At 69.6% G+C, this 14,528-nt stretch carries 15 protein-coding genes; 6 read left to right on the top strand and 9 right to left on the bottom strand.

The features are described from left to right. Positions 1–69: 69 nt before the first annotated feature. The 3 genes from CFB35_RS34905 to CFB35_RS05105 are packed head-to-tail and all read left to right on the top strand — an operon-like array spanning position 70 to position 2,777. Complete coding sequence (locus CFB35_RS34905; RefSeq protein WP_155634601.1) at positions 70–390, top strand: hypothetical protein; 321 nt, start codon at positions 70–72, stop codon at positions 388–390. Continuing rightward, the gene (locus CFB35_RS05100; protein WP_059574037.1) at positions 366–1,763 is read left to right on the top strand and encodes a sigma-54 dependent transcriptional regulator; all 1,398 of its coding nucleotides are present in this window, start codon (positions 366–368) and stop codon (positions 1,761–1,763) included. The genes CFB35_RS34905 and CFB35_RS05100 overlap by 25 nt, the downstream gene beginning before the upstream one ends. 42 nt (positions 1,764–1,805) lie before the next feature. Beyond that, complete coding sequence (locus tag CFB35_RS05105; protein ID WP_059574036.1) at positions 1,806–2,777, top strand: thymidylate synthase; 972 nt, start codon at positions 1,806–1,808, stop codon at positions 2,775–2,777. Between the two features lie 97 nt (positions 2,778–2,874). Here the strand turns inward: CFB35_RS05105 and CFB35_RS05110 are convergent, their stop codons facing one another. Together CFB35_RS05110 and CFB35_RS05115 are read right to left on the bottom strand one after the other, a co-directional pair. Beyond that, positions 2,875–5,424 (bottom strand): DUF6600 domain-containing protein, encoded by a 2,550-nt coding sequence (locus CFB35_RS05110; protein ID WP_060011724.1) that lies wholly within the window; start codon positions 5,422–5,424, stop codon positions 2,875–2,877. A gap of 162 nt (positions 5,425–5,586) precedes the next feature. Beyond that, complete coding sequence (locus CFB35_RS05115) at positions 5,587–6,294, bottom strand: helix-turn-helix transcriptional regulator (RefSeq protein WP_059574035.1); 708 nt, start codon at positions 6,292–6,294, stop codon at positions 5,587–5,589. Between the two features lie 187 nt (positions 6,295–6,481). Between CFB35_RS05115 and CFB35_RS34910 the strand changes: the two genes are divergently transcribed. Together CFB35_RS34910 and CFB35_RS05120 are read left to right on the top strand one after the other, a co-directional pair. Further along, the gene (locus CFB35_RS34910) at positions 6,482–6,622 is read left to right on the top strand and encodes a hypothetical protein (protein ID WP_167351605.1); all 141 of its coding nucleotides are present in this window, start codon (positions 6,482–6,484) and stop codon (positions 6,620–6,622) included. 121 nt (positions 6,623–6,743) lie between these two features. After that, positions 6,744–7,256, top strand: a complete 513-nt coding sequence (locus CFB35_RS05120; RefSeq protein ID WP_023475851.1) for an acyl-CoA thioesterase — start codon at positions 6,744–6,746, stop codon at positions 7,254–7,256. Positions 7,257–7,310: 54 nt separating this feature from the next. On the opposite strand, the gene fumC is transcribed toward CFB35_RS05120, so the two are convergent. From fumC to CFB35_RS05135, 3 genes are all read right to left on the bottom strand, one after another. Next, a complete protein-coding gene (gene fumC / locus CFB35_RS05125; protein WP_059574034.1) occupies positions 7,311–8,705 on the bottom strand; it encodes a class II fumarate hydratase in 1,395 nt (464 codons plus the stop codon). 184 nt (positions 8,706–8,889) lie between these two features. After that, positions 8,890–10,278, bottom strand: coding sequence for a multidrug efflux MATE transporter NorM (gene norM / locus CFB35_RS05130; RefSeq protein WP_059574033.1), 1,389 nt, complete (start codon positions 10,276–10,278; stop codon positions 8,890–8,892). Between the two features lie 137 nt (positions 10,279–10,415). Then, on the bottom strand, positions 10,416–10,634 hold the full coding sequence (locus tag CFB35_RS05135) for an RNA-binding S4 domain-containing protein (RefSeq protein ID WP_006486208.1): 219 nt from the start codon (positions 10,632–10,634) through the stop codon (positions 10,416–10,418). Positions 10,635–10,902: 268 nt separating this feature from the next. On the opposite strand from CFB35_RS05135, the gene CFB35_RS05140 reads away from it, so the two are divergent. Further along, positions 10,903–11,310 carry a hypothetical protein gene (locus CFB35_RS05140; protein WP_059574032.1) on the top strand — a complete coding sequence of 136 codons (408 nt, stop codon included), beginning with the start codon at positions 10,903–10,905 and terminating at the stop codon, positions 11,308–11,310. Between the two features lie 132 nt (positions 11,311–11,442). Here CFB35_RS05140 and CFB35_RS05145 read toward each other — a convergent pair whose 3' ends face one another. The 4 genes from CFB35_RS05145 to CFB35_RS05160 form a co-directional block, all read right to left on the bottom strand. After that, positions 11,443–12,219: a DUF4088 family protein gene (locus CFB35_RS05145; RefSeq protein WP_059574031.1), complete on the bottom strand. Its 777-nt coding sequence runs from the start codon at positions 12,217–12,219 to the stop codon at positions 11,443–11,445. Between the two features lie 160 nt (positions 12,220–12,379). Beyond that, on the bottom strand, positions 12,380–12,718 hold the full coding sequence (locus CFB35_RS05150) for an AzlD domain-containing protein (protein ID WP_059574030.1): 339 nt from the start codon (positions 12,716–12,718) through the stop codon (positions 12,380–12,382). Continuing rightward, entirely contained in the window at positions 12,715–13,482 is a 768-nt protein-coding gene (locus tag CFB35_RS05155) for an AzlC family ABC transporter permease (RefSeq protein ID WP_059574029.1), read from the bottom strand. The genes CFB35_RS05150 and CFB35_RS05155 overlap by 4 nt, the downstream gene beginning before the upstream one ends. 127 nt (positions 13,483–13,609) lie before the next feature. Next, on the bottom strand, positions 13,610–14,515 hold the full coding sequence (locus CFB35_RS05160) for an AraC family transcriptional regulator (RefSeq protein ID WP_059574028.1): 906 nt from the start codon (positions 14,513–14,515) through the stop codon (positions 13,610–13,612). Positions 14,516–14,528 lie beyond the last annotated feature (13 nt).

Here is a 14,528-nt window from a genome sequence, read left to right on the forward strand (position 1 = left end):
ACGAGGGGGCTCGGGAATATTGCTGATTCAACCAACCCGCTTCAAGGATGAAAATCGGCGCGTGTGTTGATGACGAAACCCTTCCTGCGCATGCGCTATGTGCAGATGATTGATCTGCATCGACCTCCTGAGCGATTGGGCCGGATCGCCATCGGCGCTGAAACGGGCTTGTCGTATTCTGCGCCTGTAACAAGCTGTTTGATCAAAATAACTGGACGCAAGATAAGCGCCATCATGCGAGGCATTGTCGTTGCCGCGCATCGGCATGGCGAATCGAGCCACCTTGGGCTGACCCGATTCGATCCTTTTGCACGCGACCTGACGTGTGCGGCAATCGTTAGACGGTTGATGAACGGGGTGAGGATATGGGAGCCGATCAGCGGCACGTGATCTACTATTCGCGCGAACCGAACGATGCGTTGCGCGGCCATTTCGACGAATGCGGCTGGCGCGTCGATCTTGCCGAGACCGTGCGCGACGTGCGGCGCGTCGTGCAGCAGGGCGTGGCAACCGCCGGCCTGCTCGATTTTTCGCCGGGCTTCAAGCCGTCGGATCTGCGCGAACTCGAATCCTGCCTGAGCATCCAGCACATCGGCTGGATCGCGGCGACGCGGCGCGGCCAGTTGCAGGACGCGACGCTGCGCCATCTCATCCGCGACTATTGCTTCGACTACGTGACGATGCCGTACGAAACGGCGCGCATCGTCGAGACCGTCGGCCATGCGCACGGCATGATCGCACTGACCGATGCCGTCGCGCCGCCCGTCGGCGCCGGGCGTACCGAAGGCGAGATGGTCGGCACCTGCGATGCGATGCTCGGGCTATTCAGGACGATCCGCCGTGTCGCGGCGACGGACGCACCGGTGTTCATCTCCGGCGAGTCGGGCACGGGCAAGGAGCTGACGGCGGTCGCGATTCACGAGCGGTCGTCGCGCGCGCAGGCGCCGTTCATCGCGATCAATTGCGGGGCGATACCGTCGACGCTGCTGCAGGCCGAACTGTTCGGCTATGAGCGCGGCGCATTCACCGGGGCGAACCAGCGCAAGATCGGTCGCGTCGAGGCCGCCAACGGCGGCACGCTGTTTCTCGACGAGATCGGCGATCTGCCGCTCGAAAGCCAGGCGAGCCTGCTGCGTTTCCTGCAGGAGGGCAAGATCGAGCGGCTCGGCGCGCACGTGTCGGTGCCGGTCGACGTACGCGTGATCTGCGCGACGCACGTGGACATGGAAGCGGCGCTGCGCGAAGGGCGCTTCCGCGAGGACCTGTTTCATCGGCTGTGCGTGCTGAAGATCGAGGAGCCGCCGCTGCGCGCGCGCGGCAAGGACATCGAGGTGCTCGCGCGCCACATGCTCGAGCGCTTCAAGGGCGATGCGCATCGCCGCCTGCGCGGTTTTTCCCCTGACGCGGTCGCGTCGCTGTACGGCTATTCGTGGCCCGGCAACGTGCGCGAGCTGATCAATCGCGTGCGCCGCGCGATCGTGATGTCGGAAGGCCGGATGATCACCGCGACCGACCTCGAACTGAGCGACTATGCGACGCTCGCGCCGGTGTCGCTGCTGGAGGCGCGCGAGGCGGCCGAACGGCAGGCGATCGAGCAGGCGCTGCTGCGCCATCGCGGCCGTTTCGCGGATGCCGCGCGGGAGCTCGGCGTGTCGCGCGTCACGCTCTACCGGCTGATGTGCGCGCACGGCATGCGCGAGCGCGGCGACACGCTGGCAGGGTTTTCGGCGCCGTTGCCGGAGCTTCCGCGCCACGCTTGCTAAAATTGGCGGGTGCGGCCGCCCCTCGCGGCCGAAGGAACCCGCATGAAACAGTATCTCGATCTCGTTCGTACCATTCTCGATACAGGCACCTGGCAGGAGAACCGCACGGGAATCCGCACCATCAGCATGCCGGGCGCGATGCTGCGTTTCGACCTGCAGCAAGGCTTCCCGGCCGTGACGACCAAGAAGCTCGCGTTCAAGTCCGCGATCGGAGAGCTCGTCGGCTTCCTGCGCGCATCGCGCAGCGCGGCCGATTTCCGCGCGCTCGGCTGCAAGGTGTGGGATGCGAACGCGAACGAGAACGCGCAGTGGCTCGCGAACCCGTATCGCCAGGGCGTGGACGATCTCGGCGACGTCTACGGCGTGCAATGGCGCCAGTGGCCGGGCTACAAGGTGCTCGACGCGAGCGCCGACGCGCAGATCGCCGATGCGACGCGCCGCGGCTTCCGGATCGTCACGCGTTTCGATGAGGACGGCACGTCGAAGGTGCTGCTGTACAAGGCGATCGACCAGTTGCGCCAGTGCCTGGACACGATCATCGAGAACCCGTCCGATCGCCGTATCCTGTTTCACGCGTGGAATCCGGCCGTGCTCGACCAGATCGCGCTGCCCGCATGCCATCTGCTGTACCAGTTCCTGCCGAACGCGACGAAGCGCGAAATCTCGCTGTGCCTGTACATCCGCAGTAACGACGTCGGCCTCGGCACGCCGTTCAACCTGACCGAAGGCGCCGCGCTGCTGTCGCTCGTCGGCCGGCTGACGGGCTACACGCCGCGCTGGTTCACGTATTTCATCGGCGACGCCCACATCTACGAGAACCAGCTCGACATGCTGCAACGGCAGCTCACGCGCGACCCGTACGAAAGCCCGCGGCTCGAGATTGCCGAGCGCGTGCCCGAGTACGCGAAGACGGGCGTCTATGCGCCGGAATGGCTGGAGCAGATCGAGCCGTCCGATTTCTCGCTCGTCGGCTATCGCCACCATGAGCCGCTGACCGCGCCGATGGCGGTCTGATCGCGCGGCGGGGCCGCGCGGTTTCATCGATCCGCACGCCGCAAAAAGGCTCGACCGGTATCAGCCGGTCGAGCCTTTTGTTTCATGTCCGCGGCACTTACTGGCGATGCCGCTCTTCGTGGCCGCCTTGCGGCGGCGGGCTGCTCGGGCGCGGCGCCTCGACGTGCGGCGCCGGCTGCGGGCGTGCTTCCATCCGGGGGGCGGGCATCGGCGGGCGCGGTTCCATGCGGGGTGCCGGTTGCGGCCGCGGCTCCATGCGCGGCGCCTGCGGCTGCGGACGCGGCATGTCGTGCACCGCGGGCGCCGGCGGGCGGTACTCGTTCACGCGCGGCGGCGCGACTTCGCGACGGGGCGCCGGTTGGGCGAAGTCCGGGCGCGGTTGCGGCGCGGGGGCGGCCCGCTCCGGTTGCGGCTGCGCATGCCGGGCCGGCGTCGGGAAATCGGGGCGCGGATGTGGTTGCGGAATCTGCGCGGTATGGTCGGACTGCGGTTGCGGCAGTGCGCGAGGCGCTTCGTTGCGCCCGCCGGATTGCCCACCCTGCGGAGCCGGCACGCCGTCCGGATGCGGGAGCGCCGCGCTGCGCACGGGCGACAGCGCGTTCTGTCCCGCCGCGTGTAGCGCGGCAGGCGGAGCAGGGCGCTGATGCGCCATCGGCGTGTGCGGCTGCATCCACACGGGCGACGGCGCGTTCGCTACGTGCGCATCGCCCGTCCGCGCCGGAACGTCGTTCGCGCCCGGCGGATGCGGGACGCCATTGCCGGGCGCGAACGCCTGATGCGGCATCGGATTGCCGGGCGCCTGCGGCGTGCCGCCGTTGGCGAAACGCGGTGCGTTGGGCGTTTCGCCGTTCGCCGGCCGCGCGACATTCGGCATGCCCGGCGCCGGTGCGCCCGGCTGTCCGGCCCGCACGTCGGCCGGCTGGCCTTCGCGCGGCGCGCGGGCCGGCTGCACGACCGGGCCGTGCGGATTCACGAGCTGCACGTTGTGCATCGCCCATGCGCCGCCGCCCGGCTTGCCCGGCACGCGGACCGGGCGAGCCGTATAGTCGGCCGGTACGTTCGTCTTCACGACGGGCGCACCGGCCCCCGGTACGCGCCCGCCCTGCTGCGCGAGGTGAGCGGCGGCCTGGTCGCGATACGCGGCCGGCACGGCCGGATTGCGCGTCGCCACGAACGGGTGCTGCGCGATCGCCGCCGGCGGGCGGTAGCCGGCATTGCGCAGCCCGCCGGTGAAACTCTGGCGCACCGGCGCGATGCCGGGCGTGCCCGGCATCACGTGCGCGTTGCGCCATTGCCGCGGATCGACGGGCTGCGCGAAGTGCGCGACCGGCTGGCCGTGCACGAACGCGGCGGCCGGCACGGCCGTGATCGCGTGCGGCGCGCGCAAGTTCACGTACGTCTTGTTGATGTTGGTGATATTGGTGATGTTCGTCACGTTCACGGTCTTGTTCACGTTGACGTTGTTCACCACGATGTTGCGGTTGACGCGGTCGTAGTAGTGCGGGCTCCAGCCGCCCCAGCCCGGATGCCACGCCTCGCCCGGGCCGAGCGCGAACCATGCGCAGCCGGCCGCGGCCACGCCACCGACCGTGAGCGCGACGCTCCAGTCGGAACCGCCGCCGCCACCGCCGCCCACGAACGCGACGAGCGCCGGCGCGTAGACGGGTGGCTGGCTGACGACCATCGGGCCGGGCACCCATGCCCAACTGTCGTCGACGTACGCCCAGCGGCCGTAGTGATAGGGCGCGAAGCCCCACGGCGCGTCGTCGACCCAGGTCCAGCCCCACGGCGCCTGCCAGATCCAGTGACCGTCGTGATACGGCGCCCAGTCGGCCGGCGTGTTGTTCGGCACCCATACCGCGCCGTAATTCGGGGTTTCGCGCCATGTGCCGTTCGCGTCGAGATCCTGGTAGCCCGGAATGTCGCGGGACACGTACCGGGCCGACACCGAGCGCGCTTCGGCCGCGTCGCGGCTGGCGGCCCACTGGTCGAGCGCGTCGGGGGCCGGTGCGGCCGATTGCTGCACGACCTGCAGGTCGGTGCCCGTGAACACGACCTGCTGGCCGGGCGACAGCGGATACTGTCCGTTGCTGCCGTAGACGGTCGCGCTGCCGCTGCGCACCGTCACCGTCGTGCTCGCGCCGTTCGGCGCGACATCGACGCGATAGTCGCCCGGGCCCGTGATGCCGAGCGCGAGATTCGGCGTGTCGATTTCGTACGATCCGCCGGCCGGCAGATCGCGCACGTGTGTCGACACGGTGCCGAGCCCCACTTTCAGCTGCGTCGTCGTATCGTCGAGGTTCAGCACCGACAGGCTCGTCGATTCGCCGAGCCGCACCGCGGTCGAGCCGACGTGCAGTTCCGAGCGCGCGCCGGCATCGTTCCAGAGTTGGTCGCCGGTCGTCAGCGGCCGGTTGACCGCCGCATACGACCACGTATCGGTGCCGGCCGGTTCGGTCGTCACGGCGCCCGACAGGTAATTGAGCCGCGCGACGCGGCCGGGCGGATCGCCGCCCGGTTGCCGTGCCGCGGCCATATTCGGCGGCGCGTCGACCGATTGCGCGAAGGCGGGCGGCAGCGCCGCAAGCGCGACGAACGCGAGCAGCGTGCAGCGGGCGGTGCGCTTGAGCGTGAACAGGGTGGCCATGGTGAGCGTCATTGTCGTGATGGCGGCGCGCCGATTCGTGCCGTCGAGTTCACAATATCCGCTTGGCCTGTTTCAAGGCACGGTGTTTTGTAAGTCGAGTGGCACGCGATGTAACAAAACCTCTCCATCGCGCGCCGTTGTCGTGCAGTTGCAATGCCGGCGTCAAGCGGACGTAAGCCACGCATCGAAAACCTGCTGCCCGCGCACCGTGACGCGCAGCACGCGCGGCCGGGCAGCACGCTCGATCCAGCCATGTGAACAGAAGCTATCGAGCAGCGCCGCGCCGAGTGCGCCGCCGAGGTGCGAGCGCCGCTCGCTCCAGTCGAGACAGCCGCACGCGAAGCGGCGCCGGCGCATGCGCTGCTGCGCGACGTCGATGCCCCATTGCGCGAGCGCCTGCGTGCCGAGCTCGGTGGTCTCGATCGCGTCGCCGTTTGCGAGCAGCCAGCCGCGCGCGGTGAGGCCGTCGAAGATGCGCACCGCGAGCTCGCCGGCCATGTGGTCGTAGCAGGTGCGTGCATAGCGCAGTTCGGCCGGGACCGCGCGCGACGGCGGCGGAACCGGGCGATGCGGCGCGGCCGCGCGGGCGACGTTGGCCATCGCTTCGAGCGAGGCCGCGATGTCGGCCGATGCAATGCGGTAGTAGCGATGCCGGCCGCGCACGTCGAGGGCCAGCAGGCCGCCTTCGGTCAGGCGCGCGAGGTGCGCGCTGGCCGCGGACGGCGACAGCCCCGCGATCATCGTCAGTTCGCCGGCCGGGCGCGCGCTGCCGTCCATCAGCACCCACAGCATCGCGGCGCGGCCGGGATCGGCGAGCAGCGCGCCGATGCGGCTCAGGCCCGGAAAATGGTGGTCGTCTTGATCGGTCATCGTCGTGTCTCGTCGAGCGGGATGAGGGGCAGTGTAGTCGGTGCCCGCATTCGATGTTTCGCTTTCGGATGAAATGTCGAACGCAGCGGCGGCGCCGCTGCGCGGACCGGCCGCGGGCGGTTGCAGGGCACGCGTAGAATGGCCGGACGCGGCGGCAGCGGGCCGCCGCATGTGACGCGATGCGAAGATGAAGACGATTTTCTGTGTGTTGGCGGCCGCGCTCCTCTGCGCGGCCTGTGCGCCCGGTGGCGCGGGCGCGACCGGAGCGCGCGGCGGCAGTATCGAGATGTACGGGACGATCGACCAGGGCATCACCGTGCGCCGCTGACGTTCGCGCGCGGTCGGTATGGCCGCCGCAGCCCCGCCACACGGGGCCCGCCGCGACGCATTGCCGCAGTGCAACGTATAATGGCCCCATCACAGCGCCCCTGCCGCCTGGAGCCAGAACAATGCCCCAACCGTCCCCCGTGCCGGCCGCCCTCGACCGCACCGAAACCGTATTCCGCTTCCTTGCCGAGCCTTCGTCCGTGAACTTCGGCGGCAAGGTGCACGGCGGCGCGCTGATGAAGTGGATCGACGAAGTCGCGTATGCGTGCGCGGCGGTCTGGTCGAGCCGCTATTGCGTGACGGTCAGCGTCGGCAACATCCGCTTCCAGCGTCCGATCCTGGTCGGCAATCTGGTCGAGCTGAAGGCGCGCGTCGTGGCGACGGGCCGTACCAGCATGCACATCCATGTGTCGGTGCACGCGGGCGATCCGAAGGGCGGCGTGTTGCGTCAGACGACCGATTGCCTCGTCGTGTTCGTCGCGGTCGACGAGAACGGCAACCCGGTGCCGGTACCGCCGTTCGTGCCGGAAACCGACGAGCAGCGGGTACTGGCGAAATATGCGGCCGACGTGCGGGCCGCGCTCGACAAGATCGTCGAGATGAAGCCGGAAGAAGTCGCGAAGGGCACCGTCTGAGTGCCGCGGGCGCCGCGCTCGTCGCGCCGCGCCCGTCGTTCCGCCGTCCCGCCGTTACCGCGTCCCGATCATCTGCTCGGGGCGTACCCACGCATCGAATTCCGCTTCCGTCAGGTAGCCGAGCGCGAGCGCGGCCGCCTTCAGCGTCGTGCCTTCCTTGTGCGCCTTCTTCGCGATCTGCGCGGACTTGTCGTAGCCGATGTGCGGATTGAGCGCCGTCACGAGCATCAGCGATTCGTTCAGCAGCAGGTCGATCCGCGAACGGTTCGGCTCGATGCCCACCGCGCAGTGATCGTTGAAGCTCTGCGCGCCGTCGGCGAGCAGCCGCACCGACTGCAGCACGTTGTGCGCGATCATCGGCCGGAACACGTTCAGCTCGAAATTGCCGCTCGCGCCGCCGACGTTGACCGCGACGTCGTTGCCGAACACCTGGCAGCACAGCATCGTCACGGCTTCCGACTGCGTCGGATTCACCTTGCCCGGCATGATCGAGCTGCCCGGCTCGTTTTCCGGAATCGACAGCTCGCCCAGCCCGCAGCGCGGCCCGCTCGCGAGCCAACGCACGTCGTTCGCGATCTTCATCAGGCTCGCCGCGACCGTCTTCAGCGCGCCGTGCGCGAACACCAGCGCGTCGGCGGCCGCCATCACCTCGAACTTGCTCGGCGCGGTCACGAACGGCAGCTTCGTCAGACGGCCGATCTCGTCGGCCACGCGCACCGCGAACGCCGGATGCGCGTTCAGCCCCGTGCCGACCGCGGTGCCGCCGAGCGCGAGCTCGTACAGGTGCGGCAGCGCCGATTCGACGTGACGGATGCCCTGGTCGAGCTGCGCGACATAGCCGGAGAACTCCTGGCCGAGCGTGAGCGGCGTCGCGTCCTGCAGGTGCGTGCGGCCGATCTTCACGATGTCGGCGAATGCCTTCGACTTCGCGTCGAGCGTCGCGCGCAGCGTGCGCAGCGCCGGCAGCAGGTGGTTGACGATCGCATACGCGGCCGCGATGTGCATCGCGGTCGGGAACACGTCGTTTGACGACTGGCCGCGGTTCACGTCGTCGTTCGGATGAACCTTGCGCGCCTCGCCGCGCTCGCCGCCCATCAGCTCGCTCGCGCGGTTCGCGATCACCTCGTTGAGGTTCATGTTGGTCTGCGTGCCGGAGCCCGTCTGCCACACCGCGAGCGGGAATTCGCGCGGATGCTTGCCGGCGATGATCTCGTCGGCGGCCGCGATGATCGCGTGTGCCTTGTCGTCGGCGAGCACGCCGAGCGACTGGTTGACGGCCGCCGCGGCGCGCTTGACGATCGCGAGCGCGTGGATCAGCTCGGGCGACTGCTTCTCCGTCGAGATCCGGAAATTCTGCAGCGAGCGCTCGGTCTGCGCGCCCCAGAGCCGATCGGCCGGCACGGCGATCTCGCCGAACGTGTCGCGTTCCATCCGAACTGCTTCGTTCATGATGCACTCCTCCTGGAAAGGGGAAAGGCCGCGCGTCGTCGCGCGGCGTCAGACGTAATCAGACGTATCGTGAGGCAGTCGCGCCGCTTGCGCGGCGTCTCGAGGTGCTCAGCCGACAAGGATAGCGCCGGCCGCGATTTCGTGTCGTGTCGCGCCCAGGGCGCGTTGCGCGCGCAAACAGGCGCTAGCGCGCCGCCGCGATGAGCGAGGTGGTCTTGCGGTGAAAGCGCCAGGCCATCAGCGCGGCAACGCTCGCGAGGCCGGCCGCGAGCCCCCACCACAGGCCGCGCGCGCCCAGGCCGGCGTGGAACGCGAACCAGTAGCCGGTCGGGAAGCCGATGCCCCAGTAGCCGAAGGTCGCGGCGAGCATCGGGATGCGCGTGTCCTTCAGGCCGCGCAGCGCACCCGACGCGACGGTCTGCATCCCGTCGACGATCTGGAACACCGCGGCGATGCCGAGCAGCGACGCGGCGAGCGATACCGTCGCCGCATTGGCCGGATCGTCGAGGTGCAGGTACAGGCCGACGATCGTATGCGGCGCGACGATCATCACGAGGCCCGACAGCGACATGAAGCCGACGCCGAGCGCGAGCGCGACGAAGCCCGCGTGCCGCGCGGCGACGGGCGAGCCCGCGCCGACCCAGTAGCCGACGCGCACGTTCGCCGCCTGGCCGATCGCGAGCGGCACCATGAACGACACCGACGCGACGTTCAGTGCGATCTGGTGCGCGGCGAGCGACGTCGCGCCCAGCACGCCGACCGTGAGGCCGGTGGCGAGAAAGAGCGTCGATTCGACGCCATACGTGATCGCGACCGGCCAGCCGATGCCGATCAACTCGCCCATCACGGGCAGCTTCGGGCGCGCGGCGGTCACGAAATGGCGAAAGCGCTGCCGGCCGTGCAGCAGCCAGATCAGCGCGAGCGCGGTGAGCCAGATCGTGATCGTCGTCGCGACGGCCGAGCCGAGAAAGCCGAGGCGCGGCAGCCCGAATGCGCCGTGGATCAGCCCGTAGTTCAGCACGCCGTTGACGCCGACGCCGCCGATCGACACCCACAGCAGCCGTCGCGCGGCGCCGATCGCCGGCAGGAACGCGCGCATCAGCCCGACGCCGATCAGGCTGCCGAGCGCCGCGAAGCGCAGGATGCCCGTGTATTCGCCGACGTGATGCGCGAGCAGCGGCGGCTCGTGGAACATCAGCAGGATCGGTTCGGCGAGCGACAGCGCGACGATGGCCGGAATCGCGAGCAGCACGGACAGCGCGAAGCCGGTCCAGTAGATGTGCGGCACGCGGTCCTCGGCCTGCGCGCCGCGCGCATGTGCGACGCTCACGCTGACCGACGACAGCACGCCTTGCAGGATCGTCACGATCACGAAGAAGAAGTTCGCGCCGAGCCCGCCCGCCGCGAGCGAATCGGGGCCGAGCGAACCGAGCAGCACCGTGTCGGTGACGCTCATCGCCATCTGGGAAAGTTGCGCGATCGCGAGCGGCGCGGCGAGGCGCGCGGTATCGGCGGCATGACTGGACAGGGACGGCGGCGCGGCGGCCGTCCGCGTGAGACCGGAATGCGACATGGAATGGGCGCTCGCGCGGGTGCGGGCCCGCGCTCTGTGTATTTATTTTGAGAGACGGCTAGCTTACGGCTTTATGCGTACCGTGTCGAACGCGTGCGCCGATGGCCATGTCACGGGCAGGGGAACCGCCGCGGTCGCTACGCTTCGCGTACCGCGATGCGCGTGTCGCCGAGCAGCACGACCTGGCCCGCGCGGATCTTGCAGGTCTTGCGAAGCTCGACCGCGCCGTCGACCTTCACGGCGCCGGACGCGACGATCAGCTTCGCGGTGCCGCCGCTGTCCGCGAGACCGGTGATCTTGAGCAGGTTGTGCAACTCGACGTATTCGCCGGTCAGCGTGAAATCCAGATTGGGCATGACGAGGAAGGTGCGCAACGCGCGGAAGGAAACGCTCCGCATCATACGGCACCGCGCGTCGGCACGCGAGCGCGGGGTCGTCGCCGGCGGATGTAAAGGACTGTGAGCGATTCGTCAGCAAATGAAACGGTGGGTAACAGTCTGAGAGATTCGCGAACCGGTCGCGCGGGCCGCCGGTCTTCTGTCGTACCTGCCGCGTGTTGCGGCGGGGCATGCAACGGACCGCATCGCCGTGGTCCGGGCGCACAACTTCTTGAGGAGAATTGCCATGTCCAAGATTCGTACGATGCTGATCGGTGCCGCGCTGACGGCGTTCGCCACTTCGGCCGCATTCGCCCAGACGGGCGGGACCACGCAAGGCGCGGCCGGTGCCGGCGTGCAGGCGCAGACGCCGGCGGCAGGTGCCGGTGCAGGCATGCAGGGTGGTGCCGGCGCGAACGCGTCGGGCAATGCGACGACCGGTGCGACCGATGCGGTCGGCGCGGCAGCCGATGGCGCGAAGGACACGACGTCGTCGGCCGTCCATTCGACCAAGAAGCACACGAAGCATGCGGCGAAGTCGGCCAAGAGCCATGCGGGTTCGGCCAAGGCGAAGGCGAAGGCCGACGACGCGACCGAGGGCGGCGCATCGGTCGGCACGCAGGGCGGTGCATCGGCCCAGGGCGCCACGCAGTAAGCGGTGCGCGGCGCCGTCGCGATGCTCGCCTTCGGACGACGCGTCGCGACGGGCGATCGTCCGGCGGCCCGGTTCGCTTCGCGCGAGCCGGGCCGTTTTCGTGGGGTAAGTAAGACGGTCGGCGGGACGCGCTTACGGCCGGCGCTGGCCTTGCCCCTGCCCCTGGGCCGGCCGCACCGCGGCAGGCGTGAACACGCTGCGCAGCCACGCGGCGAGCCGCGCGAAGACGTCGTACGGTTCCTCGACGAAGATCTCCGGTTTCAGCAGCCGCAGGTATTCCATGATCTGCTGCGCTTCCTGCTTCTGGAACGAGCCGTGCGCGAGCCCGAGCCGCAGCAGCCCGCGTAGTTCGCCGAGCTTGTCGCGCGCGGTGCTGCCGACGCTCATCTCGCACGCGAGCTTGGCCTCGTAGATCCGCTGCCGCAGCGATTCCGCGAGCCGCCACGCAGGCGTCTGCATCAGTTCCTCGAGCGTCTGGATGTCCTGCGCCGCGCCCTTGATCTGCGACGCGAGCGGGTCGATCAGCGACGCGTCGCCCTGCGCTTCGGCGACGATCGCCTTCGCCCAGTCGCGGCACGCCTTCGCGAGTTCGTCGGGCGTCCATTCGGAGCGCGACGCGAAGCCGAAGCCGAATTCGCCGGCCTGCCGCATCAGGATCGCGACGACGTCCGGGAATTCCTTGTCGAGCGTGCGCTTGGCCCACGCGTACTGGCCGCCCTGCAGCATTCGCTGCACGGCGTGCTCGGTCAGCGGCACCATGTTGTCGAGCAGCTTCGCGCGCAGGAAATCCTCGAACGACGGCGTCGCGAATTGCGGGTCGAGTTTCAGCGACACGCGCACGAACGCGTCGTAGTCCTTGCGCAGGGACTCGAGCGTGTCGTCCTTGAGGGAAAGGGTGATCTGGCCCATGAATCGTCTCGATGGCGGCCCGCGCAAGCCGGCGCCGGCACGGCGCACCGGAGCGGGCGCAGCGTCGACTGACCGGTGCGCGCCGGGGCCGGTGGCGGGTCTTCCTCTCCTATATCGGCGCGCCGGGCGGAAACTTGAGCGCGCGCGGTGGAGCGTGCGCTCAGGCCGGCGGCCAGTGCGGGAGGACGACCCCTTGCCACAGGAAGAACACGCCGAGCCCGACGGCGATCGTCACGAGCGGGCGGCGGGTCGCGGCCGACACGAGTACGGCCGCGAGCGCGCCGACGAGCTGCGGATTCCGCCACGTCAGTTCGGCCGTGCCGCCATGCGGCGAGACGGTCATCGGCACGATGATCGCGGTCAGCACGGTGACCGGCACGAAGCCGAGCGCGGTGCGCACGAGCGGCGGGAACGTCAGCCGCTCGCCGAACAGGAACAGCGTCGAGCGGATCGCGTACGTGATGACGGCCATGCCGAGGATCAACAGCGCGTAGCTCACGATGCGGCCTCCGGGCGAGAGCGGGCGCGCGTGCGATCGTGCCGCAGCGTGAGCACGACGCCGATCGCGACGCCGGCGGCGACCGCGCCGAGCAGCCCGAGCTTGTACGGCCAACTCTGCCAGAAGTACGCGAGCGTGCCGGCCGTGGCGGCCGCCGCGAAATAGCGCAGCGTGCCGAGCTGCGGGACGACGATCGCGATGAACGTCGCCGCCATCGCGAAATCGAGGCCGAGCGACTGCAGGCCGGGGAACGCCGTGCCGAAGCCGATGCCCGCGAGCGTCCAGACCTGCCAGTTCAGGTACATCGCGAGCCCGGAGCCGAAGAAGTAGTGGGGGCCGATCGTGCCGGGCGGGTGGTGCCGGTAGTGCCCGTAGGCGACCGCGAACACTTCGTCGGTCATCAGCGCGCCGAGCGTCGCGCGCCAGCGCAGCGGCAGGTGCGCGACATAGGGCGCGAGCGTCGCGCTGTACAACAGGTGGCGCAGGTTCACGATCAGCGTCGTGGCAAGCACCACGACGAAGCTCGCGCTGCCGGCGATCAGGCCGAGTGCGATGAACTGCGCGGAGCCCGCGAACACGGCGAGCGACATCAGTGCGCCGTGCCATGCGGCGAGCGGGCCGCCGCCGACGAGCGTGCCGAAAATCACGCCGAACGGTGCGGCGCCGATCATCATCGGAATCGTGTCGCGCGCGCCGTCGAGCCATTCGTTGAGCGGGCGGCGCGGGGGCGATGCGGGTGTGTTGTTCAAGAAGCGCTCCTCCATGAGCGGGAGGATAGCGGGCCGCTGGCGGGCCGGCTTGTATGTTCTTGCGCTCGCCGAAGCGGGGCCGGTGCCCGAGTGAGGGCCGGAGCGAGTTGCAGCGTGGTGGCCGGCTGCGGGAAGCCGCGCGTCAGCTTGCCTGCCAGCGCCCGGGTGGCACGCCGAACATCCGTTTGAAATGCCGCGTGAAGTGGCTCTGGTCGACGAAGCCGCTGGCCGCCGCGACATCGGCGACCGGCACGCCCGCGCGCAGCGGCGCCAGCGCACGCTGCAGCCGCAACTGGTTGCGCCACGCATGCGGCGGCATGCCGGTCGTGCGCGTGAACAGGCGCGCCGCGTGAAACGGTGACAGGCCGGCCGCCTGTGCGACGTCGTGGAGCGTCACCGTGCTCGTCAGATCGGCGGCGAGCCGCTCGCGCATCGCGTCGACGCGCGGTTCGTCGGCCGCGAGCGGCGCCGGTCGCGGCCGCGCGTCGGCGTGGCGCGCGATCAGCGTCGACAGCGCGTCGAGCATTGCCGTTTCGGCGGCGAGCGGATCGTACGGGCGCGGATCGCCGGCCGCCGGATCGTCTACCGGCTGCCCGGGCGCACGCGCATGCGACGACAGCGCGCGCTCGCTGCCGGCTTCCAGCATCCGGTGCGCCCGCGTGAGCCGCGCCGCGAGATCGGCGTCGCGAATCACGCCGGGGGCGAACCACGGTGCATCCTGCGGGCGGCCCGCGATCGCGCTCGCGAGTTCGCGGATGAATTCGACCGGCATGTAGCTGACGCGATAGCACCAGCCTTCGTCGGCGGCACGCGAGCCCGTATGCACTTCGCCGGGATTGATCACGGGCACGGTGCCTGTCTCGGCGACATAACCGGTGCCGCGGTAGGTGAAGCGTTCCGCGCCTTCGAGAATCACCGGGATCGTGTACGCGTCGTGCCAGTGGGGCGCGAACGCGTGATCGCGGTAGGTGGCCGTGAGCAGATCCGCGTCCGGCACGAGCGGCGTGCGCCAGTAGCGTGCGGAATCGGGAAGGCGGGTGGCGGGCATGATCGGGCGCGGG

Origin of the sequence: Burkholderia sp. AU16482 (genome assembly GCF_002223285.1) — a bacterium.
In the GTDB taxonomy this organism is placed as follows: domain Bacteria; phylum Pseudomonadota; class Gammaproteobacteria; order Burkholderiales; family Burkholderiaceae; genus Burkholderia; species Burkholderia semiarida.

Bases quoted from the DNA above. Each gene is read 5' to 3' on its own strand.
- CFB35_RS34905 (WP_155634601.1), top strand. From the start codon at position 70: ATGACGAAACCCTTCCTGCGCATGCGCTATGTGCAGATGATTGATCTG.
- CFB35_RS05100 (WP_059574037.1), top strand. From the start codon at position 366: ATGGGAGCCGATCAGCGGCACGTGATCTACTATTCGCGCGAACCGAAC.
- CFB35_RS05105 (WP_059574036.1), top strand. From the start codon at position 1,806: ATGAAACAGTATCTCGATCTCGTTCGTACCATTCTCGATACAGGCACC.
- CFB35_RS05110 (WP_060011724.1), bottom strand. From the start codon at position 5,424: ATGGCCACCCTGTTCACGCTCAAGCGCACCGCCCGCTGCACGCTGCTC.
- CFB35_RS05115 (WP_059574035.1), bottom strand. From the start codon at position 6,294: ATGACCGATCAAGACGACCACCATTTTCCGGGCCTGAGCCGCATCGGC.
- CFB35_RS34910 (WP_167351605.1), top strand. From the start codon at position 6,482: ATGAAGACGATTTTCTGTGTGTTGGCGGCCGCGCTCCTCTGCGCGGCC.
- CFB35_RS05120 (WP_023475851.1), top strand. From the start codon at position 6,744: ATGCCCCAACCGTCCCCCGTGCCGGCCGCCCTCGACCGCACCGAAACC.
- fumC (WP_059574034.1), bottom strand. From the start codon at position 8,705: ATGAACGAAGCAGTTCGGATGGAACGCGACACGTTCGGCGAGATCGCC.
- norM (WP_059574033.1), bottom strand. From the start codon at position 10,278: ATGTCGCATTCCGGTCTCACGCGGACGGCCGCCGCGCCGCCGTCCCTG.
- CFB35_RS05135 (WP_006486208.1), bottom strand. From the start codon at position 10,634: ATGCCCAATCTGGATTTCACGCTGACCGGCGAATACGTCGAGTTGCAC.
- CFB35_RS05140 (WP_059574032.1), top strand. From the start codon at position 10,903: ATGTCCAAGATTCGTACGATGCTGATCGGTGCCGCGCTGACGGCGTTC.
- CFB35_RS05145 (WP_059574031.1), bottom strand. From the start codon at position 12,219: ATGGGCCAGATCACCCTTTCCCTCAAGGACGACACGCTCGAGTCCCTG.
- CFB35_RS05155 (WP_059574029.1), bottom strand. From the start codon at position 13,482: ATGGAGGAGCGCTTCTTGAACAACACACCCGCATCGCCCCCGCGCCGC.
- CFB35_RS05160 (WP_059574028.1), bottom strand. From the start codon at position 14,515: ATGCCCGCCACCCGCCTTCCCGATTCCGCACGCTACTGGCGCACGCCG.